The sequence below is a fragment of the Klebsiella sp. PK18 genome (assembly GCF_057784655.1).
This window is the reverse complement of record NZ_CM173493.1, coordinates 1,441,472-1,467,163: the sequence shown is the minus strand read 5'-3', so window position 1 is coordinate 1,467,163 and position 25,692 is coordinate 1,441,472. Positions and strand designations below refer to the sequence as shown.

At 57.5% G+C, this 25,692-nt stretch carries 26 protein-coding genes; 4 read left to right on the top strand and 22 right to left on the bottom strand.

Translation table 11 applies throughout. From position 1 onward, the window contains the following. Positions 1–38 precede the first annotated feature (38 nt). From purF to pdxB, 9 genes are all read right to left on the bottom strand, one after another. On the bottom strand, positions 39–1,556 hold the full coding sequence (gene purF / locus AC3EMD_RS07235; protein ID WP_002913213.1) for an amidophosphoribosyltransferase: 1,518 nt from the start codon (positions 1,554–1,556) through the stop codon (positions 39–41). 33 nt (positions 1,557–1,589) lie between these two features. Beyond that, entirely contained in the window at positions 1,590–2,078 is a 489-nt protein-coding gene (gene cvpA, locus AC3EMD_RS07230) for a colicin V production protein (protein WP_302074005.1), read from the bottom strand. Positions 2,079–2,294: 216 nt separating this feature from the next. Beyond that, positions 2,295–2,990, bottom strand: a complete 696-nt coding sequence (gene dedD, locus AC3EMD_RS07225) for a cell division protein DedD (protein WP_008803928.1) — start codon at positions 2,988–2,990, stop codon at positions 2,295–2,297. Beyond that, complete coding sequence (folC, locus tag AC3EMD_RS07220; RefSeq protein WP_022066028.1) at positions 2,980–4,248, bottom strand: bifunctional tetrahydrofolate synthase/dihydrofolate synthase; 1,269 nt, start codon at positions 4,246–4,248, stop codon at positions 2,980–2,982. Before folC ends, dedD begins: the two co-directional genes overlap by 11 nt. Before the next feature lie 75 nt (positions 4,249–4,323). After that, positions 4,324–5,244 (bottom strand): acetyl-CoA carboxylase, carboxyltransferase subunit beta, encoded by a 921-nt coding sequence (accD, locus tag AC3EMD_RS07215; protein WP_002913220.1) that lies wholly within the window; start codon positions 5,242–5,244, stop codon positions 4,324–4,326. 186 nt (positions 5,245–5,430) lie between these two features. Next, entirely contained in the window at positions 5,431–6,090 is a 660-nt protein-coding gene (locus tag AC3EMD_RS07210; RefSeq protein ID WP_008803926.1) for a DedA family protein, read from the bottom strand. Between the two features lie 26 nt (positions 6,091–6,116). Then, complete coding sequence (gene truA / locus AC3EMD_RS07205) at positions 6,117–6,929, bottom strand: tRNA pseudouridine(38-40) synthase TruA (RefSeq protein WP_008803925.1); 813 nt, start codon at positions 6,927–6,929, stop codon at positions 6,117–6,119. Then, on the bottom strand, positions 6,929–7,942 hold the full coding sequence (locus AC3EMD_RS07200) for an aspartate-semialdehyde dehydrogenase (protein ID WP_008803924.1): 1,014 nt from the start codon (positions 7,940–7,942) through the stop codon (positions 6,929–6,931). Before AC3EMD_RS07200 ends, truA begins: the two co-directional genes overlap by 1 nt. Positions 7,943–8,005: 63 nt before the next feature. Beyond that, on the bottom strand, positions 8,006–9,142 hold the full coding sequence (gene pdxB, locus AC3EMD_RS07195; protein WP_043876247.1) for a 4-phosphoerythronate dehydrogenase PdxB: 1,137 nt from the start codon (positions 9,140–9,142) through the stop codon (positions 8,006–8,008). Positions 9,143–9,252: 110 nt separating this feature from the next. On the opposite strand from pdxB, the gene flk reads away from it, so the two are divergent. Beyond that, complete coding sequence (gene flk, locus AC3EMD_RS07190) at positions 9,253–10,233, top strand: flagella biosynthesis regulator Flk (protein WP_016161596.1); 981 nt, start codon at positions 9,253–9,255, stop codon at positions 10,231–10,233. Positions 10,234–10,291: 58 nt separating this feature from the next. On the opposite strand, the gene AC3EMD_RS07185 is transcribed toward flk, so the two are convergent. The 4 genes from AC3EMD_RS07185 to AC3EMD_RS07170 all read right to left on the bottom strand — a co-directional run bounded on the left by AC3EMD_RS07185 (position 10,292) and on the right by AC3EMD_RS07170 (position 14,093). Further along, entirely contained in the window at positions 10,292–11,965 is a 1,674-nt protein-coding gene (locus AC3EMD_RS07185; RefSeq protein WP_023340576.1) for a carbohydrate porin, read from the bottom strand. A 60-nt stretch (positions 11,966–12,025) separates the two neighbouring features. Continuing rightward, a complete protein-coding gene (locus AC3EMD_RS07180; protein WP_032730861.1) occupies positions 12,026–12,337 on the bottom strand; it encodes a PTS lactose/cellobiose transporter subunit IIA in 312 nt (103 codons plus the stop codon). Next, a complete protein-coding gene (locus tag AC3EMD_RS07175; RefSeq protein ID WP_224229307.1) occupies positions 12,324–13,670 on the bottom strand; it encodes a PTS sugar transporter subunit IIC in 1,347 nt (448 codons plus the stop codon). The genes AC3EMD_RS07180 and AC3EMD_RS07175 overlap by 14 nt, the downstream gene beginning before the upstream one ends. A 108-nt stretch (positions 13,671–13,778) precedes the next feature. Continuing rightward, on the bottom strand, positions 13,779–14,093 hold the full coding sequence (locus AC3EMD_RS07170) for a PTS sugar transporter subunit IIB (protein ID WP_022066023.1): 315 nt from the start codon (positions 14,091–14,093) through the stop codon (positions 13,779–13,781). Positions 14,094–14,288: 195 nt separating this feature from the next. Between AC3EMD_RS07170 and AC3EMD_RS07165 the strand changes: the two genes are divergently transcribed. Beyond that, positions 14,289–15,026 carry a GntR family transcriptional regulator gene (locus AC3EMD_RS07165; protein ID WP_012540966.1) on the top strand — a complete coding sequence of 246 codons (738 nt, stop codon included), beginning with the start codon at positions 14,289–14,291 and terminating at the stop codon, positions 15,024–15,026. 1 nt (position 15,027) lies between these two features. Here the strand turns inward: AC3EMD_RS07165 and AC3EMD_RS07160 are convergent, their stop codons facing one another. Together AC3EMD_RS07160 and fabB are read right to left on the bottom strand one after the other, a co-directional pair. Continuing rightward, positions 15,028–16,209 carry an MFS transporter gene (locus AC3EMD_RS07160; RefSeq protein ID WP_302074004.1) on the bottom strand — a complete coding sequence of 394 codons (1,182 nt, stop codon included), beginning with the start codon at positions 16,207–16,209 and terminating at the stop codon, positions 15,028–15,030. Positions 16,210–16,418: 209 nt separating this feature from the next. Next, a complete protein-coding gene (gene fabB, locus AC3EMD_RS07155; protein ID WP_008803915.1) occupies positions 16,419–17,639 on the bottom strand; it encodes a beta-ketoacyl-ACP synthase I in 1,221 nt (406 codons plus the stop codon). 158 nt (positions 17,640–17,797) lie between these two features. Between fabB and mnmC the strand changes: the two genes are divergently transcribed. After that, positions 17,798–19,786 carry a bifunctional tRNA (5-methylaminomethyl-2-thiouridine)(34)-methyltransferase MnmC2/FAD-dependent 5-carboxymethylaminomethyl-2-thiouridine(34) oxidoreductase MnmC1 gene (gene mnmC / locus AC3EMD_RS07150; protein WP_302074003.1) on the top strand — a complete coding sequence of 663 codons (1,989 nt, stop codon included), beginning with the start codon at positions 17,798–17,800 and terminating at the stop codon, positions 19,784–19,786. 61 nt (positions 19,787–19,847) lie between these two features. Here the strand turns inward: mnmC and AC3EMD_RS07145 are convergent, their stop codons facing one another. The 6 genes from AC3EMD_RS07145 to prmB are packed head-to-tail and all read right to left on the bottom strand — an operon-like array spanning position 19,848 to position 24,405. Beyond that, entirely contained in the window at positions 19,848–20,129 is a 282-nt protein-coding gene (locus AC3EMD_RS07145) for a YfcL family protein (protein WP_008803913.1), read from the bottom strand. Positions 20,130–20,160: 31 nt separating this feature from the next. Next, positions 20,161–20,709, bottom strand: a complete 549-nt coding sequence (locus AC3EMD_RS07140) for an elongation factor P hydroxylase (protein WP_012540963.1) — start codon at positions 20,707–20,709, stop codon at positions 20,161–20,163. Beyond that, entirely contained in the window at positions 20,709–21,518 is an 810-nt protein-coding gene (locus AC3EMD_RS07135) for a sulfite exporter TauE/SafE family protein (protein WP_008803911.1), read from the bottom strand. Before AC3EMD_RS07135 ends, AC3EMD_RS07140 begins: the two co-directional genes overlap by 1 nt. Next, a complete protein-coding gene (gene mepA / locus AC3EMD_RS07130; protein ID WP_008803910.1) occupies positions 21,518–22,342 on the bottom strand; it encodes a penicillin-insensitive murein endopeptidase in 825 nt (274 codons plus the stop codon). The genes AC3EMD_RS07135 and mepA overlap by 1 nt, the downstream gene beginning before the upstream one ends. Positions 22,343–22,344: 2 nt before the next feature. Next, a complete protein-coding gene (aroC, locus tag AC3EMD_RS07125) occupies positions 22,345–23,430 on the bottom strand; it encodes a chorismate synthase (RefSeq protein WP_008803909.1) in 1,086 nt (361 codons plus the stop codon). A 42-nt stretch (positions 23,431–23,472) separates the two neighbouring features. Then, positions 23,473–24,405, bottom strand: a complete 933-nt coding sequence (gene prmB / locus AC3EMD_RS07120; protein ID WP_002913346.1) for a 50S ribosomal protein L3 N(5)-glutamine methyltransferase — start codon at positions 24,403–24,405, stop codon at positions 23,473–23,475. 167 nt (positions 24,406–24,572) lie between these two features. Between prmB and smrB the strand changes: the two genes are divergently transcribed. Beyond that, positions 24,573–25,124 (top strand): endonuclease SmrB, encoded by a 552-nt coding sequence (gene smrB, locus AC3EMD_RS07115; RefSeq protein WP_023323062.1) that lies wholly within the window; start codon positions 24,573–24,575, stop codon positions 25,122–25,124. An 18-nt stretch (positions 25,125–25,142) separates the two neighbouring features. On the opposite strand, the gene sixA is transcribed toward smrB, so the two are convergent. Then, complete coding sequence (sixA, locus tag AC3EMD_RS07110) at positions 25,143–25,628, bottom strand: phosphohistidine phosphatase SixA (protein ID WP_008803906.1); 486 nt, start codon at positions 25,626–25,628, stop codon at positions 25,143–25,145. Positions 25,629–25,692: the final 64 nt, after the last annotated feature.

Here is a 25,692-nt window from a genome sequence, read left to right as displayed (position 1 = left end):
CGTCCCTCAGGAGCGGCGGGCCGCGACGCGCGAACGGGTTAACCCTCGTTGTGCATCTCGAGGTTTTCGACTTCGTTCTGCAGCTGGACCGCTTTGGCATCATCGTTACGCAGGGAGTCAAGATAGTCGAGGTACTGCTGGTCGACATCCCGGGTCACATATACGCCGTTGAAGACAGAACATTCAAACTGTTGAATATCCGGGTTCTCCGCGCGCACTGCGTCGATCAGATCGTTGAGATCCTGGAAAATCAGGCCATCGGCACCGATGATCTGGCGGATCTCATCCACTTCGCGGCCATGGGCGATCAGTTCGTTGGCGGTCGGCATATCGATACCATACACGTTCGGGAAACGAATTTCCGGCGCAGCGGAGGCCAGATACACTTTTTTCGCCCCCGCTTCGCGCGCCATCTCAATGATCTGCTCCGAGGTGGTGCCGCGTACAATGGAATCATCGACCAGCAGCACGTTCTTATCGCGGAATTCCGCACGGTTGGCGTTGAGCTTACGGCGAACAGATTTACGACGCAGCTGCTGACCGGGCATGATAAACGTCCGGCCGACGTAGCGGTTCTTCACAAAGCCCTGACGATAAGGTTTGTCGAGAATGCGGGCGATTTCCAGCGCGATGTCGCAGGAGGTCTCCGGGATCGGGATAACGACGTCAATATCCAGATCTTCCCACTCGCGGGCAATCTTTTCGCCCAGCTTAGTCCCCATGTTGACGCGGGCGCTGTAGACGGAAATTTTGTCAATAAACGAGTCCGGACGGGCAAAATAGACGTACTCGAACAAGCATGGGTTGCTGACCGGATTATCGGCACACTGACGGGTATACAGCTGGCCTTTCTCAGTAATATAGACCGCTTCGCCCGGCGCGACATCGCGCAGGAATTCAAAACCAAGCGTATCAAGCGCCACGCTTTCCGAGGCCACCATATACTCGGTGCGGCCGTCGCCAACGTCACGTTTACCCAGCACCAGCGGACGAATGCCGTTAGGGTCGCGGAAGGCCACCATGCCATGACCGATGATCATCGCGACGCACGCGTACGCGCCGCGGATCAGACGGTTGGTCGCCGCAATCGCAGCGAAGATGTTGTCCGCTTCCAGCGGGTAGTGACGGAAGTTATCCAGCTCACTGGCGAAAATATTGAGGAGGATTTCGGAATCAGAGGTGGTATTGATATGGCGGCGTTTTTCTTCAAACAGCTTTTTACGCAGCTCGTGCGCATTGGTCAGGTTGCCGTTATGCGCCAATGTGATGCCATACGGCGAGTTAACGTAAAACGGCTGCGCCTCGGAGGCGCTGGAGCTGCCCGCCGTAGGATAACGCACGTGGCCAATACCCATATTGCCCTGCATACGCTGCATGTGGCGGGCTTCGAATACGTCGCTTACCAGCCCGTTAGCCTTACGCAACCGGAAGCAGTTGTTGGCATCAATGGTGATGATGCCAGCGGCATCCTGTCCACGGTGCTGGAGCACCGTTAGCGCATCATAAATCGACTGGTTAACCGGCATAACACCGGCGATACCGACAATACCGCACATACGTCTTTTCCTCGTTCAGCAACGACCCAAAGTCTATACTTTAGGCAAGAAACTTGACGAGCTTTGCAGGTATTCAAAAAACCATCTGATGACGGGGGTAAAATAGGGAATAAACTGCGACTGATGCCAGTCATCGCTCTTCGCCACTCCGGTAAAGGTGTCCAGGAAGAACAAGATAGCGGCGATGATCAGCACCCCACGTAGCGCGCCGAAGCAGATCCCCAATACCCTGTCGGTTCCTGACAAACCGGTCTTCTCCACCAGCTGGCCTATCACATAGTTCACGATAGCGCCAACGATGAGCGTCACGATAAACAGCGCCGCAATAGCAATCCCATTTCGAACCCGTTCATCCTCAAAGCCCGTAAACCAGACAGACAGGTCAGCGTAGTAATGGCTGGCGACATAAAACGCGCAACCCCACGTCACTAACGATAAAGCTTCGCGAACAAAGCCGCGGATCAGGCTGACCAGGCAAGAAAGACCCAGCACCGCCATAATGGCGTAATCAATCCAGACCATATACGTCCCACGATTTACGCCCTGTCGTCCAGTTCGGGGCGCATTCTAACAGAAAAAGAAAACGTTTGCGTAGGGATTTCCATGCCCTACAGAAATAAAAATGGCGCTGAAAAAACATTCAACGCCAGACTGCCTTTCGCCTCTTGAGGGCGGCTGAGACAGGGTTTGCGGGGCGTTTCTCCCCGCCACGTTCTCTCCGCATGGTGGAAAAAACAATCAGTTTGGGGTGAAGCCCATCACGACCCCGCTAAGCCCGGAGATCTGCTGTAGATCGCCCAGCTGGCCTTTCAGCTTGTCTTTTGACGCATCCGGGCCGACGAGGATGCGGGTAATTTTACCCTGTACCGGCGTCGAAGGCGACGTATAGACTTTGAAACCCGAGGCCCGCAGTTTACCCACAATCTCATTCACCTTATCGGCGTTCTTCAACGCGCCCAGTTGAACCACATAGGCTTTCCCGGTCGGCGCCGGCAGGGCCGCCTGCTGCTGCGGTGGCTGTTGCTGCTGTGGCTTAGCCGGCGGCGGCGTTGGCGTCGCGGCCTGCTGTTGCGGCTGCGGCTGTGGTTTCGGCTGCGGCTTGGGCTGCGGTTTCGCGGCCACCACCGGCTCCTGAACGTCATCGAAGCTGTTGCTGTTCACCGGAATACGCGATGGATCTAACGATGGCGCGGCGGCATCGCCCGCCCGCACCTCTTCCGCCGCCCCTTCCGGCGGTTGCGAAGGCAACGCCTGGGTCGCCGCTGGCAACATATCCGGTTCATCGCGATCGCCAGGTTTCGGCACCAGCGGGATCGCGGCAAACTCATCCTGGTAATGCTTTTTCTGCCCGTCCAGCAGCCCTGGCAGGATAATCACCCCCAGCGCCACCAGCACGATTGTCCCGACTAAACGGTTCTGAAACTTACTCGCCACCGATTCTCCCCGCGTCTATCTCTTCCATAACCTGCGCTACGGTGTGAAACGAACCACACACCAGCACGGTATCTTCCACTTTAGCGTCAGCCATGGCCGCATGCCACGCCTGCGCCACGCTGGTATAGACTGTGCCGCCACGCAAATGTTCCAACAGCTGCTCCGCCGTCGCGCCGCGCGGGCCTTCCAGCGGCGCGCAGTACCAGGCGTCGACTTCCGGGGCCAGATTGGCCAGCGTACCGGCAATGTCCTTATCATGCAGCATACCAATAACCGCCAGCACGCGTCCCGTTTTCGCTAACGTTTTGAGACGCCCGGCGAGATAGGCCGCCGCGTGCGGGTTATGCGCTACATCGAGGATCACCCGCGGGGCATCGCTGATTATCTGAAAACGGCCCGGCAGCATCGCGTCGCGGATCCCATCGCGGAGGATGGCGTCATCCACGGCAAGCCCGCTGGCGCGCAGCGCCGCCACGGCCGTCGCCGCATTCGGCAACGGCACCTGAGGCAACGGCAGGCGGCTTAACGCCCCGGCCGCGTCGCGGAAGGACCAAGTCTCGTCCTCCACCTCATAGCACCAGTCGACGCCGCGGCGCTGGAGCAGCGCGCCCTTCTCGCTGGCCACGTCGGCAATGGTGTGCGGCATATCCGGCTCACCCACCACCGCCGGTTTACCGGCGCGAAAGATACCCGCTTTTTCCCGGCCGATACTTTCGCGATCCGGCCCCAGCCAGTCGGTATGATCGAGGGCGATGCTGGTGACCACCGCGACGTCGGCATCTACGATATTGGTGGCGTCGAGACGGCCACCCAGCCCGACCTCAAGGATCACCACATCCAGCTGCGCCTGCTTAAACAGCCATAGCGCCGAGAGCGTGCCGTACTCAAAATAGGTCAACGAGATGTCACCGCGCGCGGCTTCGATTTCAGCAAACGAGGCCGTATGCGCGGCCTCCGGCAGTTCCGCTCCCTGAATGCGCACGCGTTCGGTGTAGCGCACCAGATGCGGGGAGCTGTAGACCCCCACTTTATAGCCGGCCGCCATCAGGACGGTTTCCAGCGTGCGGCAGGTGGTGCCTTTGCCATTGGTGCCCGCGACGGTAAAAACAAATGGCGCCGGTTTAACGATATCCATCTGCCCGGCGACCTCGCTGACGCGCGCCAGCCCCAGGTCGATGGTTTTACTGTGCAGATGTTCCAGATAAGAAAGCCACGTAGCCAGGGGCGACGTGGCCTGAGGAATAGGATCTTTTTCCATGATGCCCGTAAGAATTGACGGTTAACGCGTATGAATAAAAAAGGGCAGCGCCGCCAGGCCCTGCCCTCTGCTTTATCAGGCCTCAGGTTCCTGATCCGGTGCCGGCGGCACCACCACGCCTTCATGAGGCGCTTCCGAAACGGCAACCGGCGCCGGCAGGTTCATCAGCTTCGCCAGAATGCTGGCCAGCTTGAGACGCATTTCCGGGCGGCGAACGATCATATCGATCGCCCCTTTTTCAATCAGAAACTCGCTGCGCTGGAATCCCGGCGGCAGCTTCTCGCGTACGGTCTGCTCAATTACGCGAGGACCGGCAAAGCCGATCAGCGCTTTTGGCTCGGCAATGTTCAGATCGCCCAGCATCGCAAAGCTCGCCGATACGCCGCCCATGGTCGGGTCGGTCAGCACGGAGATGTACGGCAGCCCGCGCTCCTGCATTTTCGCCAGTGCGGCGGAGGTTTTCGCCATCTGCATCAGCGACATCAGCGCTTCCTGCATACGGGCGCCGCCGGAGGCGGAGAAGCAGATCAGCGGGCAGTTGTCTTCCAGCGCCTGCTCCACGGCGCGCACAAAGCGTGCGCCGACGACGGAACCCATTGAGCCCCCCATAAAGGAGAACTCAAAGGCGGCGGCAACCACCGGCATCGCGTAGAGCGTACCTTTCATTACCACCAGCGCGTCTTTCTCGCCCGTCTCTTTCTGAGCGGACGCCAGGCGGTCTTTGTATTTTTTTGAATCGCGGAACTTCAGCACATCTTTTGGCTCAAGTTCGCTACCCAGTTCTACCAGAGAACCTTCATCCAACAGGCTATGCAGGCGATTACGCGCCGACATGCGCATATGGTGATCGCACTTAGGACAAACCTCCAGGTTGCGCTCCAGCTCGGCGCGGTAGAGTACCTGACCGCAGCTATCGCACTTGGTCCATACACCCTCAGGAATGCTCGCCTTGCGGGTGGGAGTGATGTTGCTTTTAATTCGTTCAATCCAGCTCATTGATAACCTTTCTGCCTGAACCTGGTCGATGCCAGTTTTGTCGTAAGGGGCGCATAATGCCATTTTTGCCTCTTACAGACCATGAATGTTGCACATTAAATCATATCATCCCGGAACATGGGATAAAAAAGTGGTCAAACCGCTGCGCGCGACGATCATGTTCGGTCACGCGCAGCGCAGGGCGAACTACTTCGCCTGCTTTGACGCCGCCCGCTTATGGCGGATGATCTCAATCACACCCGGCAGGACGGAGAGGACAATGATCGCCACGATCAGCAGCTTCAGGTTCTCCTGCACCACCGGCAGATCGCCAAACAGATAGCCGGCGTAGGTGAACAGCAGCACCCACAGCAGCGCCCCGACCACGTTATAGGCTGCAAAATGACGATAGGACATATGCCCCATTCCCGCCACAAACGGCGCGAAGGTTCGGACTATCGGCACAAAGCGCGCCAGGATAATGGTTTTTCCGCCGTGACGTTCATAGAAGCTATGGGTTTTATCCAGATAGCTACGACGGAAAATCTTCGAGTTCGGATTACTAAACAGCTTCTCGCCGAACAGTCGGCCAATGGTGTAGTTGACCGCATCGCCGACGATGGCCGCGATGACCATCAGCAGTACCATCAGGTGAACATTGAGATCGTTCGTCGGCAGCGCCGAGAGCGCGCCCGCGACGAACAGCAAGGAATCGCCCGGCAGGAATGGCGTCACCACCAGCCCGGTTTCGCAGAACAGAATCAAAAACAGAATGGCATAAACCCAGACGCCGTACTGGGCAACCAGTTCGGCAAGGTGCACATCAATATGCAGGATGAAATCAATTAAAAAGTGAATCAAGTCCATGTTTGTCTTTACCCTTAATGACTCTATTAGTCCGCCAGAAACAGCGGGCCCATTGGCAGCACCGGTAAATCATAGTGGGCCGGGTAATCCACCGACACCAGATACAACCCTTCCGCTTTTGCCGTTGCCGCAGCGAGCGTCCTGTCTTTTGCTGCCAGCAGTTCTGCCATCCAGCTCTCTGGCTGGTTTCCGGCCCCGACTTCCATCAGGCTGCCCACAATATTCCTGACCATATGATGTACAAAGGCATTCGCTTTGATATCCACCACCACATACGCGCCGTAGCGGGTAACGTTAATATGCATCACATTCCGCCACGGGGTACGCGACTGGCACTGTACCGCGCGAAACGAGGTAAAGTCATTCTCGCCCAGCAGACACTGCGCAGCGCGCTGCATGCGCTCGGCGTCGAGCGGCTGGTGAAAATGCGTCACGCCATGACTTAGCACCGCCGGGCGCAGGCGATGATTATAGATGACGTAGCGATAACGGCGCGCCGTGGCGCTGAACCGGGCGTGAAAATCCGCCGGCACATGTTTAACCCAACGCACCGCGATGTCACCAGGTAAATTCGCATTTACCCCCAGCGTCCAGGCGGCATCTTTACGCTGCGCCCGGGTTTCGAAATGCACCACCTGGCCGGTGCCATGGACACCGGCGTCGGTGCGGCCAGCGCAAAAGACGGTAATCGGTTCGTTCGCCACCTGCGAGAGCGCCTTTTCCAGCTTCTCCTGCACACTGCGCACTTCGTTTTGCCGCTGCCAGCCGTAATATTTGCTACCGTCGTACTCGATGCCCAGCGCGATTTTAAAGATCGGCTGTTGCTCCATCTCAGACATCAGTACAGGTACTCCTCAATCAGCTTCTCGGCGATTTTCACCGCCATCAGCGCCCCGCCGAAGCGCACGTTATCCGCGACGGACCAGAACTGAATCTGCTCCGGCATGCCGTAATCGTTATGCACGCAGCCGATGGAGAGACGAGCGTTGCCGGAGGCATCGCCAACCTGGGTCGGGAATTCTCCCTCTTCAGAAAGTTCGATATCCTCACCGCGGGTAAAGGCGTCACGCGCCTCTTCCGCCGCCAGCGGACGCATCGCTTCAAAGTTCACCATCTGCGCATGGCCGTAGAAGACCGGCGACTGGACCACGTTGGCGGAGATCATCAGCCCATCATCCTGAAGAATTTTGCGCGCTTCATCGACGATACGGCGCTCTTCGCGCACGCTACCTTCCCGATCCGGCAGCAGCGGCAGCATGTTGAACGCCAGCTGGCGGCCAAAGAAATCGTCTTCATCGATGGGGATGCCGTTCAGCAGCTTGGCGCTCTGCCCTGCCAGCGCATCCACCGCTTTTTTCCCCTGCCCCGAGGCGGAGAGCAGGTTGGTGACACTGATCCGCGATAGTCCTCCCTGGTCGATAAGCGGCTTGAGCGCCGTCAGCAGCTGGCTGGTCAGGCTATTGGGCACGGCAATCAGATTGCGGTTGCGGTAATCGCCTAACACGAACGGGTTCACGTCCGGCACCACCAGCGGTACGTCTGGCTCCAGCGCAAACAGGCCGCTGAGATCGATAACCAGACACCCGGCGTTGGTGGCGTCTTCAATATACGCCGCGCTGGCTTCGGCGCCGGCGGCGAAGAAAGCCAACTGGGCCTGGGTCCAGTCAAACTCGGCAGCGTCTTTGACGATCACTGACTTGCCACCAAAACGCAGATGTTCGCCCGCGCTTTCATTGCGCGCCAGAGCAAAAATCTCCCCCACCGGGAACTGGCGTTCAGCAAGAGTTTCGAGCAGGGCTTCGCCTACGGCGCCCGTTGCGCCCAGTACGGCAATATTCCAGCCTTCAGACATGGTGGTTTACTCCAGAAATAAAGCGGCCCTGCCGGAGTATCCGGCAGGGGCATTAAGAAGACATTAACGAACAGGATGATGCACAGCGTTAAAACCGAGCTGGCGCAATAGCGTCGCCGCCTGCGCATCGCTGCACTGTACGTACAGCGAAGACCATTCGCGGCGTTCCTGATAGTTTTTACGCAGCTTGTCAAATTCACCGGCGACGCCGGCCACCTTCCGCAGCGGCGCATCATCGCGGCGCACATCATACACCAAGTGGACCAGCCTTTTCAGCGTCGGCTGATCGAGCGGCCCATGCAGGGTGATGCGGCCAAATTCCGGCGCTGGCAACAGGGTATCCAGCGCCACCTGCTGCGGATGGCCGATAAAGGCGCTGTAGGCTTCAAAAACCTGCGTCGTCCCGCGCGCTTTCCCTTCGAGGGTGTAGCCGGCGATATGCGCGGTACCAATATCCACTCGCTTGAGAAGCTCAACGTTAAGATCCGGCTCCGGCTCCCAAACGTCCAGTACCACGCTCAGCGGCTGGCCAGCTTCCAGCCGTTTCAGCAGCGCAGCGTTATCCACCACCGGTCCGCGGCAGGCGTTGATCAAAATCGTTCCAGGCTTCAGACGGCTAATCAGCGACTCATCCGCCAGATGCTGGGTTTTATATGGCCCTTCTTTATACAGCGGGGTATGGAAGGTGAGGACATCGGCTTCCTGGACCAGCGCATCGAGAGAGCGGAAATCGCCTTCGTCTCCGCGTTCGGCGCGCGGCGGATCGCAGAGTAACGTTTTAATTCCCAGCGCTTCCAGACGTTTTTGCAAGCGCCCGCCAACGTTGCCGACGCCGACGATACCAACAGTGCGGTCAGCCAGCGCGAATCCATCGCGCTCGGCGAGCATCAGCAGCGCCGAGAAAACATACTCCACCACCGCGATCGCATTACAGCCCGGCGCCGCGGAGAAACCAATCCCTGCCTGCTGCAGCCACGCCTGATCGACGTGATCGGTGCCAGCGGTAGCGGTGCCGACGAACTTAACGGCCTTACCGGAGAGCAATGCTTCATTGACCCGGGTGACCGAGCGTACCATTAAGGCATCCGCATCGGTCAGGGCCTCAGCCGGGACCGGACGCCCCGGAACCGCTTGCACATCGCCTAAACGGCTAAAAAGCTCACGGGCATAGGGCATATTTTCATCAACGAGGATTTTCACAGTTCAGTACCTGTCTGAGAACGAGAGTTAACCGGGGAAGTGTGCCATAATCTGGCCGCCAGGCATACTCATCACCTGGTTCCAGCACCGCGATATCGAAAGGATGAATCATGACGCACCCCCTTGCAGATATGCCAGACCGCCCTCCGGGGCGAGGTCCATCAGGCACTGCCGCCACCGGCGAACCTTCGCTTTCCATGCAGCAACGCACCGTCCTGGAGCGACTGATCACGCGCCTGGTGGCGCTGACCTCGCAGCAGAATGCGGAAGTGTGGGCCTGCGTCAAGCATGATCTCGGACTGAAAGGCGACACGCCGCTGCTGGCCTGCCATTTCAGCGCCGCGGAGGCCAGTCTCAATCAGCGTTTAGCCGCCGCTCAGGATAATCATCATCATCGCCAGACGCTGGCGCAGCTCAGCGATCTGCTGGGTCAGGGCAATAACCGTCAGGCGGTCAGCGATTATATTCGTCAACATTATGGGCAAACGGCGCTGCATGCGCTAAGCCAGCCGCAGCTGGAGAACATTCTGCACCTGCTGCAGCGCGGCCAGCTATCGATCCCGCAACCGCAGCAGCGCCCGCCGACCCTGCGCCCGCTGTTGCCGGCCGAGCACAACACGCTCAATCAGCTGGTGACTAAGCTGGCGGCTGCCACCGGCGAACCGAGCAAGCTGATTTGGCAATCCATGCTGGAACTTTGCGGCGTCAAATCCGGAGAGCTTATCCCGGCGACGCACTTCACGCCGCTTTCATACTGGCTGCAGGCGCGGCAAACGCTGAGTGCGCAAAGCGCGCCCACGCTCACCTCGCTGCAGGGTGCGCTCAAGCAGCCGCTGGAGGCCGCAGAATGGCAAAAGATTGTCGACTTTGCGCGTCGCAGCTGGCAGGTCACTCCGCAGACGACGCTGAGCCCAGCGCAGATCCTGGCACTGTTGAACAAGGTGTTTGTGCTGCGGGTAGCCCGCGCCCAGGAGACGCTGGCCATCCCGCAGGAAGAGCCCGCGCCGACGCGAGCATGGGCCGCTAAGCCGTGGCAGCTGGCGCTGGGCGGTGTGCTGATCCTGCTCCTCCTGCTTTGGCTCCTGCTGTAGCCCACACCGTAGGAAAGCGCGCCCGCCTCATGCGGGCGCCCGTTAAGTGATTTGCCGGTTACCACCACACCTCGGCCTGAACGCCAACCATAAACTCATCTTTGCTGTCGTCGTTGAACGCAAACTGCGACAACTGGTTATCGAGAATATTGATATACGTACCATAAAAGCGAATTTCAGGACGTGACCCCAGCAGGCTCGGCCCAACCTTCAGCGCATGGTACAGCGTCGTTTTATACGCTGACTCCTGCAGATCGTCGCCCTGACGGGTGTTGTTTTTCTGGGTAAACCACCCCAGCTCGACCCCGGTCTGGTTCCAGGTGTCCCATATCCACGCCGGGCGGATCACCGCGCGCAGGCTGTCGAAATCGCTGTGCGCTCCGCTTTCATAGCTATACACATCATTGCCATGGGCCCACACCAGCGAATTGGCCATGATAATGCGATCGGCGAGATACATTTCCCCCTGCGAGATCAGACGCCAGGCCACGCCGTTGGTATGATCGCCATAGTAATAGCGTCCGCTGGCCATGGAGTTACTGGCGCCGGAGAAGTTGGCGAAACTGCTGGCGTACGAGTTGTTCGCCACCTGCAGCGTAAATTCGTTAAAGCCCTTGCGCTCCAGCTCCTGACGAATAATGGCGGTGGCCATCCAGGTATCTTTGAACCGGAAGTAGCTGTTGTTATCCTCGTTTCTCTCCTGCTCGTCATTTTTATTCGCGAACGCATATTTGCCCATTAGCGACAGAGACCCCGACTGCCACAGGGGAATATTGCGATAGCGCAGGTCGACTGAGTTGGTGTTCATCTGGGTGGTTTGCGTAAAATCACGAGAATATACGTCGACGTCGTTCCGGCTGACGGAAGCATCCAGCTGGCCAACCCCCAGCGCCCAGTTCTGGATCCCGACCCCGGCCGCAACGTCGGTGGTCAGTGACTTCCAGTCCAGCATCTGAATTTCATACTCGGGCAGTTTATGTTTGCCGACCCAGAAATCCGCCTCTGGCGCGAACGGCAGAAAACCTTTGGTGGTCAGGTAAATATCACTAAACTGCAAAATGCTGTCGGTATCCTGGCCAGCAAACCAGGCGTCGTTATACTGCTCGCCGACGTTACCGTCGTACGTCACAACGGCATTCGCCGTTTTGCCATCCTGGTTATAGACCCGCTGATTCAATGTTAAGTCGAACCAGCCACTCATTTCATTACCGAAACGACCCAGCGAGCCGGGGGCGTAGGTCTGCGACGATCCGTGATTTGATGTTCCCCAGCCGGAACGGAAGTACCCCTGGTAGCTAAAGCCAATATCATCTTTAACAAATTTACTGATGTCCTTCAGGGTGACGCTTTCCAGTTTCGGCTTCTGGCCTTCGGTATCAATAACCGCCACCTGCTGAGTGGCTTTCACCTGCACCGGGGCCGCTTTTTTACTCAGTTCATTATTTTCATTGGCTATATTTTCCGCCACCGGCGACGTTGCTGTTGGATAACCCGTCGTGACATGACGTTTTTCATTCTCCTTAATACTTTTTTGTAATTCGGCCACCTTACCTTTATAGGTCGATAATTGTGATTGCGTTTTTTGTAGCTCTTTTTTATTCGCCGAAAGTTCAGACTCCAGTAATTCCAGACGCTGTTCAATGGTTAATTTAGCCGCCATCACATCACTTGTCGAAATAGCCAGCAGTACCGATAAAGACAATAAGCTCACCTTCAATTGACTTGAATACATAGGGTACCTTTACATATTGTTATAATTGGCCTTCAGCCAGAACGGCTGAAGGCGGGTAAATCAGGCAGAGCGCTCCTGGCGCAGGGCAATAATTTCTTTGGCTAAATCCTGGCACAGCATCGCGGTCATTAAGTGATCCTGGGCGTGCACCAGAATAAGGTTAACGGTGATTTTTCCGCAGCCTTCGTCCTGACCTATCAACGCCGTTTGGATCTGATGCGCTGCCCGACAGGCCGCTTCCGAGCTGGCCATCAAATCCGCTGCCCGCCCCCATTCCCGCTGCCGGGAGGCGGCAATCGCCTCCATGGCGTCTGATCGCGCCTGACCGGCATAAATCAGCAACTCCATGACCGTACTTTCATCTGCAAACATCGCCATCCTCCTGGTCGGTCGCCGCCGCGGTATTGACCTTGTTAGCGGCAATCACAAACGGTAAGTAAATGAGTGTTGAAACCGCGAGGCACAGAATGCCGACAAACAGCGCCAGCCAGTTGCCGCCGGTGCCAAAGAAGGCGATAAGCGGCCCGGGCGTGGTCCAGGGTACGGCGTAAGCAATCGGCGGAATAAACTCCATGCTAATAAAGAAATAACCGATCAATGAATTCACAAACGGCACCAGAATAAACGGGATCACCAGAATGGGGTTAAGCACAATCGGCAGGCCAAACATCACCGGTTCATTGATGTTAAACAGGCCCGGCACGAAGGCCATTTTTGCCAGGTCACGGTAGTCTTTGCGCCGGGAGGCAATAAAGATGGCCAGTAACAGGCCCAGCGTCATACCCGACCCGCCGCAGTTGGCAAACGCATCGTTGATGCCAGTCCATGTGATGGGGTACGGTGCCCCCCAGGTGCTGCCATGCGAGGCGGCATAGGAGAGGTTTTCGAGGTTGGCTTCCGAGAAGATGGTCTCGCGGATGGCGGCCACGGTGTTCGGACCATGGATCCCCAGCACCCACAGGAAATTCGCTACCAGCCCCAGCACCAGAACCGTCACGATGTTGGTCCCCATATCCTTCAGCGGCGCCTGAATAAGGGTATAGATCAGATCGTTAAGGCCGTTAGGCGAAATACGCGTCAACAAATAGTTGAGGATCGAAAAGAAGATCATCACGAAGAAGATCGGCAACAACACCTTAAAGGAACGCGCCACCGCCGGCGGCACCGCAGCCGGCATCGTGATGGTCACCCTTGGGTTGCGCGCCAGGCGGCAAAAGAGTTCGCTGGAAATCAGCGCGACGATAATCGCCACAAACAACCCCTGCGGGCCAAGATATTTGGTCGCCAGATAGGCCTGGCCATCAATGATGGTATAAGGCGTGTACACCACAAAAAAGGCGCCGATCGCCGTCAGGCCGCACAGGAGATCGTCCTGCTGATAGCTGATCGCCATATTGCGCGCCACCAGAAAGGTGATCAATATCGCCATAATATTGACCGAACCGTTCATTACCGGGGTGAAAATCTGCTGCGCCTCCGCGAGGCGGGGGAATATCGCCCCTAAATGCAGAATACTGGCGATAAATCCGTCAGGCGACAAAATAGCAAAGTTGATAAGAATAATCAGCGAACTGGCCATGACGATGGGAAACGAAAGAATAAACGCATCGCGAATCGCTGAAACGTGGATCTGAGAATTTAACTTAATCGCGACAGGCACGAGGATTTTTTCCATGCCGCGCTCAAAGGTATCCATGAAACTCATGACGAACCCTTATTCATAATAATTTATTAACGTCATCGTGTTTTTTAGCCGCAGCAGCCCAGGGCAGCAACGAAAGTACCCACACGATAACGGGGATAAATGAGAAAACTATTGGTTTGCCAATAATGCCAGCGCACTTTCCAGAACAGCTTTACCGTCCATTTGCCCATAATATTTCATATCAATCACCGCCACGGGTATTTTTCCCTGAGCCACCTCTTCTATTTCCTTTTTTTGAAAGCGGACCTGTGGTCCCAAAAGGACGACATCTACTTCATTGTTCTTAATTTTTTCTTTAGCTTCAGAAATGGCCAGCGCATTGATATTAACCTGAGCCTTAATATTTTCAGCCTGCTCCAGCATGCGTTTCACCAGCATACTGGTCGACATTCCCGCCGCACACACTAATAATATATTTTGCATTACCCCTTCCTGTTTTATTTATGACCTCAATTGACGAGCACTTTAATAATTGTTAATTTTCTTAACCGCGGTTTTGATCACAGTTAGCCATACCAAAGTGGTGCAGAAGCAAAGCAAAAAATGAACGTCTTGCCCTGTATTTAACAACATACGTTAGCAAGCCCATGTTTCCAAAGGGATTGTGGAGGTTCAAAAGTGGTTTACAAAAATATCGTCAATTTGCTTAAAAACAAAATTAATAGCCCGTTCTACAACATTGGCGATCTTCTGCCGGCCGAAAAAGAGTTGGCAGAACTTTATGATGTTTCGCGCAATACGTTACGTAAGGCGCTGAAAACCCTGGAAGAGGATGGTTTAATCGAACGCCGACATGGCTCAGGGACATGGATTAGAAATAAGCATTTCCAGGCGTCGGTGACACACTTAGACAGTTTTACCGAAATTGCCCGTAATCAGGGGAAAACGCCCTCCAGCCAGATCCTCAAATTCGAGTTACAGCCAGCGTCGGAGGAAATTGCCCGTGGACTGCAATTGCAGCATGGCGAAGCGGTATATTATGCTAAGAGATTACGTTTTATCGATAATATTGCCATGCAATTAGAAGAAACCTGGCTCTCCGCGACCCGTTTTCCCGATCTGACCATCGCGCATATGAAGAAATCGAAGTTTTCATATATAGAAAACGAATGTGGGGTAAGAATAAATGGATGTTACGAATCAATAGTGCCGGTGCTCCCAACGCCTGAGCTGGCAACCCTCCTGCATATCAGCGCTAAAGATCCGATTATCCGCATGCAGACGCAGGCGATTGATGAACACCACCAGCCTATCGATTATTCCATTCTGTATACCAATATGTTTGAATTCCAGGTGAAGTATTATCTGCCGCGACAGACGGCGTCCGGTCTGCCCGCAAGCAAGACCGGACAATAACTTAACCCTGGCGGCGAAAAGAGACGAGGGTGACGAGGATCCCCAGCGCCGCACAGAGGGCGCCGGCAAGGAACACCGACGAGTAGCCCAGCGAGGTCGCCAGCAGGCCGGTCAGCGGCCCGGTCAGGCCATAGGAGATGTCCTGAAAGGCCGCATAGCCGCCGAGCGCGGTGCCGCGCACCTGCGCCGGGACGCGCTTCACCACCTCCACGCCGAGCGACGGGAAAATCAGTGAGCAACCGCATCCGGTTAGCGCCGCACCGGCCAGCGCCAGCCAGGCATTCGGCGCCAGCCCCAGCAGGGTCAGACCAACCGCCTCTATCATCAGCGAAACCATCGCCACCCTGACGCCGCCAAACCGGTCCGGCATCCAGCCAAACAGAATACGCATCACGACGAAGGCGCCGCCAAACGCCGTCAGGGTAAAGCCGGCCATCGGCCAGCTATGGCTGGCGAAATAGAGGGAAACGAAGGTGCCGATCACCGCAAAACCAACGCCCTGCAGGCCCAGGCCAATGCCTGGCTGCCAGATCATGCCGATGACGCTCCATAATGAAGGCCGCTCGCCACCGTGAGCCGCCACTTTGCGCACGGTACCGTTAATAAGCCAGGCAACGAGCGGTAATCCCATGGTGACGCAGGCCAGCACCGCCACGCCGAAATGGCTATAGATCAATAATCCCAGCGGGGCGCCCACCGCCAGCGAACCGTACATCGCCATGCCATTCCATGACATCACTTTGCCGGAGCGGGCCGGCCCCACCAGCCCCATCCCCCAGCTCAGGTTACCGGTCAGCAGCTGGCTTTCGCCAAACCCGAGGATCAGGCGGCCCAGCAGCAGCAGGCCAAGCCTGGCGAGCACCGGCAGCGGCAACAGCGCAGCGGCCAGCCATGCCGCGCCCGCCAGGGCGCAGGCCAGCATCCCTTGCAGGACGGAGCGTTTAGCGCCGTACTGGTCTGCCAGGCGCCCGGCGTAGCCGCGGGTCAGAACGGTGGCGAGGAACTGGATCCCTACCGCCACGCCAACCACGGTGTTGCCAAATCCCAGCTCCTGATGGACAAAGAGCGGGATCACCGGCAGCGGCAAACCAACAGTCATATAGGTCAAAAAGACGGCAAACGTAATACGGAAAAGCGAAAAATTCGCCGAAGAATGGGATGTTGTTTCAGTAACTGCGGACATGCATTACTCCAGATTCGCAGAGTAAGGCGAGCAAAGCGACACGCCCCCTCCACCTGATTATCAGGGTTAAGGCGCGTTGGTTGACGTTAAACGCTTACGCATTAGTGGAGAGACTAATGGATCCGCCAGCAGTGTGCCTGCTGGCCCTTACCCTGTCAAGATAACGAAAAAGGGGAGCCGGTGGCTCCCCTCTGCACTTCGCATGCTGATTAGGCGTTGTATTTACGCATCACCAGCGTGGCGTTGGTGCCGCCGAAGCCGAAGCTGTTGGACATCACGGTGGTCAGCTTAGCGTCAGTCGGTTTGGTGACGATGTTCAGGCCGGCAGCCTGCTCGTCCAGCTCTTCGACGTTAATGCTCGGCGCGATAAAGCCGTGCTCCAGCATCAGCAGGGAGTAGATGGCTTCCTGTACGCCCGCCGCGCCCAGCGAGTGGCCGGTCATCGCTTTGGTTGCCGAGATAGCCGGGCTGTTGTCGCCGAACACTTCGCGGATGGCGCCCAGCTCTTTCACGTCGCCGACCGGAGTAGACGTACCGTGGGAGTTCAGGTAATCGATCGGCGTATCAACACCGTGCATCGCCATCTGCATGCAGCGCACTGCGCCTTCACCAGACGGGGCGACCATGTCCGCGCCATCGGAAGTTGCGCCGTAACCGACGATTTCGGCATAGATGTGCGCGCCACGCGCCAGGGCGTGTTCCAGTTCTTCCACCACGACCATACCGCCGCCGCCGGCGATAACGAAGCCATCACGGTTCGCATCATAAGTACGGGACGCTTTTTCCGGGGTGTCATTGTATTTGGTGGACAGTGCGCCCATGGCGTCGAACTCGCAGGCCATTTCCCAGCACAGCTCTTCGCCGCCGCCGGCAAAGACGATGTCCTGTTTGCCCAGCTGGATCTGCTCTACCGCGTTACCAATACAATGAGCGGAAGTGGCGCAGGCCGAGCTGATGGAGTAGTTAACGCCGTGGATTTTGAACGGCGTAGCGAGGCAGGCGGAAACGCCGGAAGCCATCGCTTTCGTGACTACATACGGGCCCACGGCTTTCAGACCACGCGGGCTACGCATGGCATCAGCGCCGAAGACCTGGAATTTCGGGGAGCCGCCGCCGGAGCCTGCGATCAGGCCAACACGCGGGTTGCTCTGGTATGCTTCCGGCGCCAGACCTGCGTCGGCAACGGCCTGTTCCATGGACAGGTAAGCATAGATAGAAGCGTCGCTCATAAAGCGCACTACTTTGCGGTCAATGAGGCCAGTGGTATCCAGTTTGACGTTGCCCCATACGTGGCTGCGCATCCCTGAATCTTTAAGCTCCTGAGAGAAAGTGATCCCTGAACGTCCTTCACGCAGAGATGCCAGGACTTCCTGCTGGTTATTACCGATGCTGGAAACGATGCCCAAGCCAGTAATCACTGCACGTTTCATTAAATACCTCTGTAAGTCGCACTATTTTAAGTTTCGTGTCGCACGATAGCGTACACTTGTACGCCGAACAAGTCCGATCAGACATTTTGTGTATAAATTTGCGCCCTCAGGCACACATCGTTAAGATCGTGCTACGCCTTGTGATTCGAGTAACTTACGTGAAACAAAACGCCATACAACCCGCCAACCTGGAATTCAACGCTGAGGGTACACCTGTTTCCCGAGATTTCGACGATGTTTACTTTTCCAATGACAACGGTCTGGAAGAGACTCGCTACGTTTTTCTCGGTGGAAATCGCCTGCCGGAGCGTTTCGCCAGCCACCCTCGCCCGCTGATGATCGTCGCGGAGAGCGGCTTCGGTACCGGGCTCAATTTCCTCACCCTGTGGCAGGCGTTTGACGTTTTTGTTCGTGATAACCCGGACGTTACCCTGCAAAGGTTACATTTCATCAGTTTTGAAAAATATCCGTTAAAGGCTGAGGATCTCCGCCTGGCGCACCAGCGCTGGCCAGAGCTGGCTCCGTGGGCGCACCAGCTGCAGGCGAAATGGCCGTCGGCCTTCGGCGGATGCCATCGTCTGCTGCTCGACGGCGGGCGGGTGACGCTCGATTTGTGGTTTGGCGATATCAATGAGCTGACCAGGGAGCTGGATGATTCGCTGAACCAGCAGGTGGACGCCTGGTTTCTTGACGGCTTTGCCCCGGCCAAAAATCCCGACATGTGGACCCAGGATCTGTTCAATGCCATGGCACGTCTGGCGCGGCCCGGCGGGACGCTGGCCACCTTTACCTCCGCAGGGTTTGTCCGCCGCGGCCTGCAGGAGGCCGGCTTTACCATGCGTAAAAGCAAAGGCTTCGGCCGCAAGCGGGAGATGCTGACCGGCGAGATGGCGCAAACGCTGAGCTTTCCTGCGCGCGTCCCCTGGTTCGCTCGCAGTAGCAGCGATGCCCGCGAGGTAGCCATCATCGGCGGCGGGATCGCCAGCGCCCTGCTCTCCCTCGCGCTGCTGCGCCGCGGCTGGCAGGTGACCCTCTACTGCGCCGACGACGCCCCGGCGCAGGGCGCCTCCGGCAATCGCCAGGGTGCGCTGTATCCGCTGTTAAGCCAGCACGATCCGGCGCTGGCGCGCTTTTTTCCGGCAGCCTTTACCTTCGCCCGCCGAATGTATGACGCGCTGCCGGTGATGTTCGATCATCAATGGTGCGGTGTCACCCAGCTCGGCTGGGATGAAAAAAGCGCGCACAAAATCGCCCAGATGCTGGCGCTGAATTTACCCCCGGACATCGCCTGCGCGGTGACGGCGGAACAGGTTGTCGGGTTGACCGGCGTCGATACCGGCTGCGGCGGCATCACTTATCCGGCCGGCGGCTGGCTGTGCCCGCAGCAGCTCACCGCCGAATTGCTGGCGCTGGCGGCAACTCGCGGACTGCACGTGCACTATGGTTATCACGTTGAAACGCTCAGCGCGGAGGGCGATGGTTGGCTGCTCAATCAGCAGCGCAATCATCAGGCGGTGGTACTGGCGAACGGCCACAGCATCGCGGATTTTGCGCAAACCGCGCAGCTGCCGGTCTACACTGTTGGCGGCCAGGTCAGTCATATACCTACCACCCCGCGGCTTTCCGCCCTGCGCCAGGTGCTGTGCTACGATGGCTACCTGACGCCGCATAATCCGCAAAATCAGCAGCACTGTATTGGCGCCAGCTACCATCGCGGGAAGACCGATACCACCTTCAGCGAGGAAGATCAGCAGCACAACCGGCAACGGTTGATCGACTGTTTCCCGAACGCGGAGTGGACGCTGGACGTGGATATCAGCGCCAATGCCGCCCGCTGCGGCGTGCGCTGCGCCACCCGCGATCACCTGCCAATGGTCGGCAACGTGCCAGACTATGAGGCAACATTGACGCAATACGCCAGCCTCCACGAACAGCTGGATCACGCCGGTCGCGCGCCGGTCTGTCGTAACCTGTTTATGCTTGGGGCGCTCGGATCGCGGGGACTCTGCACCGCGCCGTTAAGCGCTGAGCTGCTGGCGGCCCAGATGAGCGGTGAACCGCTGCCGCTGGATAGCGATACTCTGGCGGCGCTGAATCCGAATCGGCTGTGGGTGAGAAAACTGCTGAAGGGAAAAGCGGTGAAATAAAACCATGAGGGCAGGCAATTTCCCGGGTACGGCTGACGCCTGACCCGGGCTACAATATGGCTCAGGCCTGATTTTTCGCCTGTTGATACAGGTTATGCCACATCCCCTGCACCAGAATTTGGTCCGGCGGCGACAGTTCGCCAGCGCTGATGGCCTTCTCCAGGCTCTGGCTGACCTTACTGTTTACCGCTTCAGCAGAATGCTCGCCCTCACCTTCCAGCTCAGCCACCGCCAGCGTCAGGTGGCCGCGCAGATAACCGCCGGCAAACAGTTCATCATCACTGGCGTGGTCTACCATGTTGTCAATCAGCGCCAGAATGCGTGATTCAAACTCCGCGATCATCATCTTACCTCTTGTCATGTAATGTGTGGCCTTAGTGCAGGTCTTCCGGCCACGGAAAGTGTTCCGCCGTCAATGTCGGCGTTTGATAATAATGTTGCAATGCGCGAATAAAACGCGCCGGACGTTCGGGGATCCCTTGTTCAAGCAAAGTCATCACCCGAGCATGGACCCGGCGCTGGAAGGCGATGCGATCGGGCTCAACGTCTCCTTCCAGATTGTCACAGCTGACGTTAAACGGAAATCCCGCCGCCACGCAGAACAGCCACTCATAGGCCTGCGGTTTCACCTCGACGTCCTCAAACTGGCTTTGAGTCATCGCATCGCGGCCATCCGGGCAGTACCAGTAGCCAAAATCGACTCGTTCGCGGCGCGCTTTGCCGGCGACACACCAGTGAGAAATCTCGTGCAGGGCGCTGGCAAAAAACCCGTGCGCAAACACGATACGGTGATAGGGCGTGTCGTCATCGGCCGGAAGGTAGATCGGCTCATCGTCGCCTTTTACCAGGCGAGTATTAAATTCTTCGGCAAAGCAGCTGTCGAAAAGGTCAATCAGCTGCTGATAATGGTGTTGCTGTTGCATTAATGAATTCCCAACCACTGCAAAATCTCAGCCCCGTGGCTGTCATAGAGAAGCTTCGCGCTCATCACCGCCGAGACGATAACGATCATCGGCCGGATCAGCGACTGCCCTTTACTCAGCACCAGCCGGGAGCCGGCGCGAGCGCCAATAAACTGGCCGGCCATCATCACAAAGCCGGTGGCCCAGATGACCTTCCCGCCGATGATAAACAGCAGCAGACCGCCGACGTTTGAGGTCGCGTTCAGCAGCTTGGCATGGGCCGTCGACTTCGCCAGGTTAAATCCGGCCAGGGTGACAAAAGCCAGTGCATAAAACGAACCGGCGCCGGGGCCAAAAAAGCCGTCGTAGAATCCTACGCTGCCGCCAGCAACCAGCGCAAACGGCAGACCGTACAGCCGACGCTGCCGGTCCGCTTCGCCCAGTTTCGGCATCAGCAGAAAATAGAGACCGATGCCGATCACCAGCAACGGCAGGATCTGCTTAAGAATATCGGACTGGACGTGCTGGACCAGCAGCGCACCAGCGGTTGAGCCGATAAAGGTCATCAGAATATTCAGCTTCTGATCGGCGAGGCTGACCACCTTACGGCGGACAAAATAGAGGGTCGCCGATAGCGACCCGCCGCAGGCCTGCAGCTTATTGGTCGCCAGCGCCTGCGCTGGCGGCATGCCGGCCGCCATCAGTGCAGGGACAGTCAATAAGCCCCCGCCTCCGGCCAGTGAGTCAATAAAACCGGCCAGGATGGCGACAAAGAAGAGTACCACCAGCACCAACGGCGATACGGCAAACAACTCGATAAAACTATCCATTACAGCACATGCTCATCCAGTAGCGCCTGACAGGAAGGCGGCAACGGCGGCGGCGTCTTCTTCACAGGTGGGGTAGACCCGGGTTTAGGTGGTTCGAACCAGCTCTGCAGCTCCGCTCCGCAGCCATCGCCGGGCGGCGGTGGCGCCTGATCCTCGCACTCCAGACTTCCCGCCGGGCAACGCAGTCGGACGTGCATATGAGCGCGATGCTGGAACCAGGGACGGACTTTACGCAGCCACTGGCGGTCGCTGCCCGCGTCCAGGCACAGTTGCTGTTTAATCGCCGGGTTGACGAAAATACGGGTGACCTCGCTATCTTCCGCCGCCAGCTTGATCAGCTGGCTGATTTGCGGGCTCCACAGCGACGGCACCACGTGCTTGCCGTCGCTGGCGACCAGATCCAGCGCCTGCGGCTTCAACAGCTGAGACGATGTCCAGCGCGTTTGCGGCAGCTGGAGGAAAATATCGACATCCAGGCCCGTCTGGTGACTGGCGTGACCGCCGTTAAAGCGCCCGCCTGCCGGCATCCCCATGTCGCCAATCAGCACGGTTCCCATTCCTTTATTGTGCACCTGATTACTCAGGCGCTGAATAAACTGAACCAGATCCGGATGACCGAAGTAGCGACGCTGATCGGTACGCATCACCTGATAGCCGGTGGCGCTCAGAGGGAGCGCCTCGGCGCCCACGATACAGCCATTGGAAAATGCGCCGATTGACTGGGCGCTGCCGCCGATCGGCTGGGATATTTTCTGCCACGGCGTCGCGGCCAGGCTACCGGCGCTGGCCAGCAGCGCGAGCAGTGCGATAACGGTGTTTTTCATGGTTACCAGCGTGGAATTGTCGTCGTCACATCGCCATTCTGCGCGCGCTGACGCATAAAGTGATCCATCAGGACGATCGCCAGCATCGCCTCAGCGATCGGTACGGCGCGAATGCCGACGCACGGATCGTGACGCCCTTTGGTGATCATCTCCACTTCTTCGCCAAAGCGGTTAATCGTATGACCGGGAACGGTAATACTGGAGGTAGGCTTCAGCGCGATGTTGGCAACGATCTGCTGGCCGCTGCTGATGCCGCCAAGAATGCCGCCGGCGTGGTTGCTCTGGAATCCGTCTTTGGTGATTTCATCGCGGTTTTCGCTGCCGCGCAGCTTCACCACTTCAAAGCCGTCGCCAATTTCCACCCCTTTCACGGCGTTGATGCTCATCAGCGCGTGGGCGATATCGGCATCCAGGCGATCGAAGACCGGCTCGCCGAGGCCCGGCGGTACGCCGTCAGCCACCACCGTCACTTTCGCGCCAATGGAGTCACCCTCTTTTTTCAGGCCGCGCATCAGTTCATCCAGAGCGTCGATTTTATCCGGGTCCGGGCAGAAGAACGGGTTCTGCTCGACCTGATCCCAGTCTTTGATGGCCAGCGGAATATCGCCCATCTGCGTCAGGCAGCCGCGAATGACGATGCCGAACTTCGCGGCAAGGTATTTTTTGGCAATCGCCCCGGCCGCTACGCGCATCGCGGTTTCGCGCGCAGAAGAACGACCGCCGCCGCGATAGTCGCGCAGACCATACTTTTGCTCGTAGGTGTAATCGGCGTGGCCCGGACGGAACAGATCTTTGATTGCGCCGTAATCCTGCGAACGCTGATCGGTGTTCTCAATCAGCAGACCGATACTGGTCCCGGTAGTAACGCCTTCGAAGACGCCGGAAAGAATTTTGACCTGATCCGGCTCGCGACGCTGCGTGGTGTAACGCGAGGTGCCCGGGCGACGACGATCGAGGTCGTGCTGCAGGTCGGCTTCGGTCAGCGGGATGCCCGGCGGCACGCCGTCGACGATGCAGCCCAGCGCCAGGCCGTGCGATTCGCCGAAGGTAGTGACGCGAAAGAGTTGTCCAATTGTATTTCCTGCCATCACGGCTCCAATCTTTTTCGTTATGTTGGCGTGTTGTTTTTTTTAGTCTTTATAAATACCGAAGTGCGCGCGGGCGTCAATCAGCTGCTGTTTGGTCAGCATGAAGACACCGTCGCCGCCGTTATCAAACTCAAGCCAGGTAAACGGCACGTCCGGATATTGCTCCATCAGATGTACCATGCTGTTACCGACTTCACAAATCAGAATCCCGTCATCGCTGAGATAATCCGGCGCGTTGCCGAGGATGCGGCGCGTCAGCTTCAGGCCGTCGCTACCGGAGGCCAGACCCAGCACCGGCTCATGCTCATACTCTTCCGGCAGATCGGCCATGTCCTCTTCATCGACATACGGCGGATTGGTGACGATCAGATCGTACTGCAGCTTCGGCAGATCGCGGAACAGGTCGGAGCGGATCGGCGTCACGTGATGGATCAGGCCATGGGACTCCACGTTGTGCTCGGCGACGGCCAGCGCGTCCGGGGAGATATCCACGGCGTCGACTTCGGCTTCCGGGAAAGCATAGGCGCAGGCGATGGCGATGCAGCCGCTGCCGGTGCACATATCAAGGATATGCTGCGGCTTATGGTTAATCAGCCCGGCAAACTGATTGTTGATCAGTTCGCCAATCGGGGAGCGCGGGACCAGCACCCGCTCATCGACGTAAAACTCATGCCCGCAGAACCACGCTTTGTTGGTCAGATAGGCGACGGGAATGCGCTCGTTCACGCGGCGGATCACCCGCTCAACGATGCGGTGTTTCTCGCTGGAGGTCAGACGCGCAGTCCGCATATCTTCCGGGATATCCAGCGGTAGGTAGAGCGACGGCAGCACCAGCTGTACTGCCTCGTCCCACGGGTTATCAGTCCCGTGACCGTACCAGATATTAGCAGCACTGAAACGGCTTACCGCCCAGCGCAGCATGTCCTGAATGGTATGCAGCTCATTGACTGCCTCATCAACAAAAATTTTATCCACGACAACCTCCAGGGCACACTCTGCTATAAATTCGGCGGCTAGTGTGCCATGAAGACGGCGATAAATCAGCATTCTTGCGTGGGGTGACCGGGGAAAAAACAGGTTTTCCTTGCCCGAAGGGATATTGAGTCGGGTAAACTAGCGCAAAGTATTAATGAGAGTGGACAATGAAAAAGAAGACATCGCTAAGCGAGGAGGATCAGGCGCTGTTCCGTCAGTTAATGACCGGCACGCGGAAGATCAAGCAGGACACCATCGTTCACCGTCCGCAGCGCAAGAAAGTCACTGAGGTTGCTCCGAAGCGTTTGCTGCAGGAACAGGCCGATAACAGCCACTATTTCTCTGATGAGTTTCAGCCGCTACTGAATACTGAAGGCTCGACGAAATATGTCCGCGCCGACGTCAGCCATTTTGAGCTGAAAAAGCTGCGCCGTGGGGATTATTCGCCGGAACTGTTTCTCGATCTGCATGGGCTCACCCAGCAGCAGGCCAAACAGGAACTGGGCGCGCTGATTGCCGCCTGCCGCCGCGAACATGTGTTTTGCGCCTGTGTGATGCACGGGCACGGCAAACATATTCTCAAACAGCAAACCCCGCTGTGGCTGGCGCAACACCCGCATATTATGGCGTTTCACCAGGCACCAAAAGAGTACGGCGGTGACGCCGCACTGCTGATACTGATTGAGGTAGAGGAGTGGCAACCGCCGGAGCTGCCTTAACGGCGGGCTCCGGGGCCGTCAGATGGCGTTGGCCATCTTGAGATTGCAGGGGCTTTTCTGCCAGAGGTATTCACCCTTGCCGTCGGCGTCCAGCGTCACGCAGGCGATAGCCGAGGTGGTGAACATCGGAGGCGTTTCCCCCGGACACAGCTCTGAGACCAGGTACCCCACCAGCGGCAGGTGGGAGACGACCAGCGCCGTCGCCACGCCTTCATTCGCCAGCGCCTGCAGATAGGCGCTAACCAGGCCTACGTCGCCGCACGGCGTGAGTTCCGGCATCACGTCGACATGTTTCGGCAGGTTCATGCACTCCCCAACAATATCCAGCGTCTGTTCTGCACGCAGATAGGGACTGACAAGAACGCGCTCAATATCCACTTTTTGACCTTTCAGCCAGGTTGCCATCTGACGAGACTCATCACAACCGCATACGGTTAATGGACGAACTGAGTCGCTGGCTGCATCGAGGGCAGCGTCGCCGTGACGCATAATAAAAACTTGCATATTGCACCGCTTTTGTTAACCAGAAGCACCGTAGTTTGGCCTGCGAAGACAATACGCAGGTGAC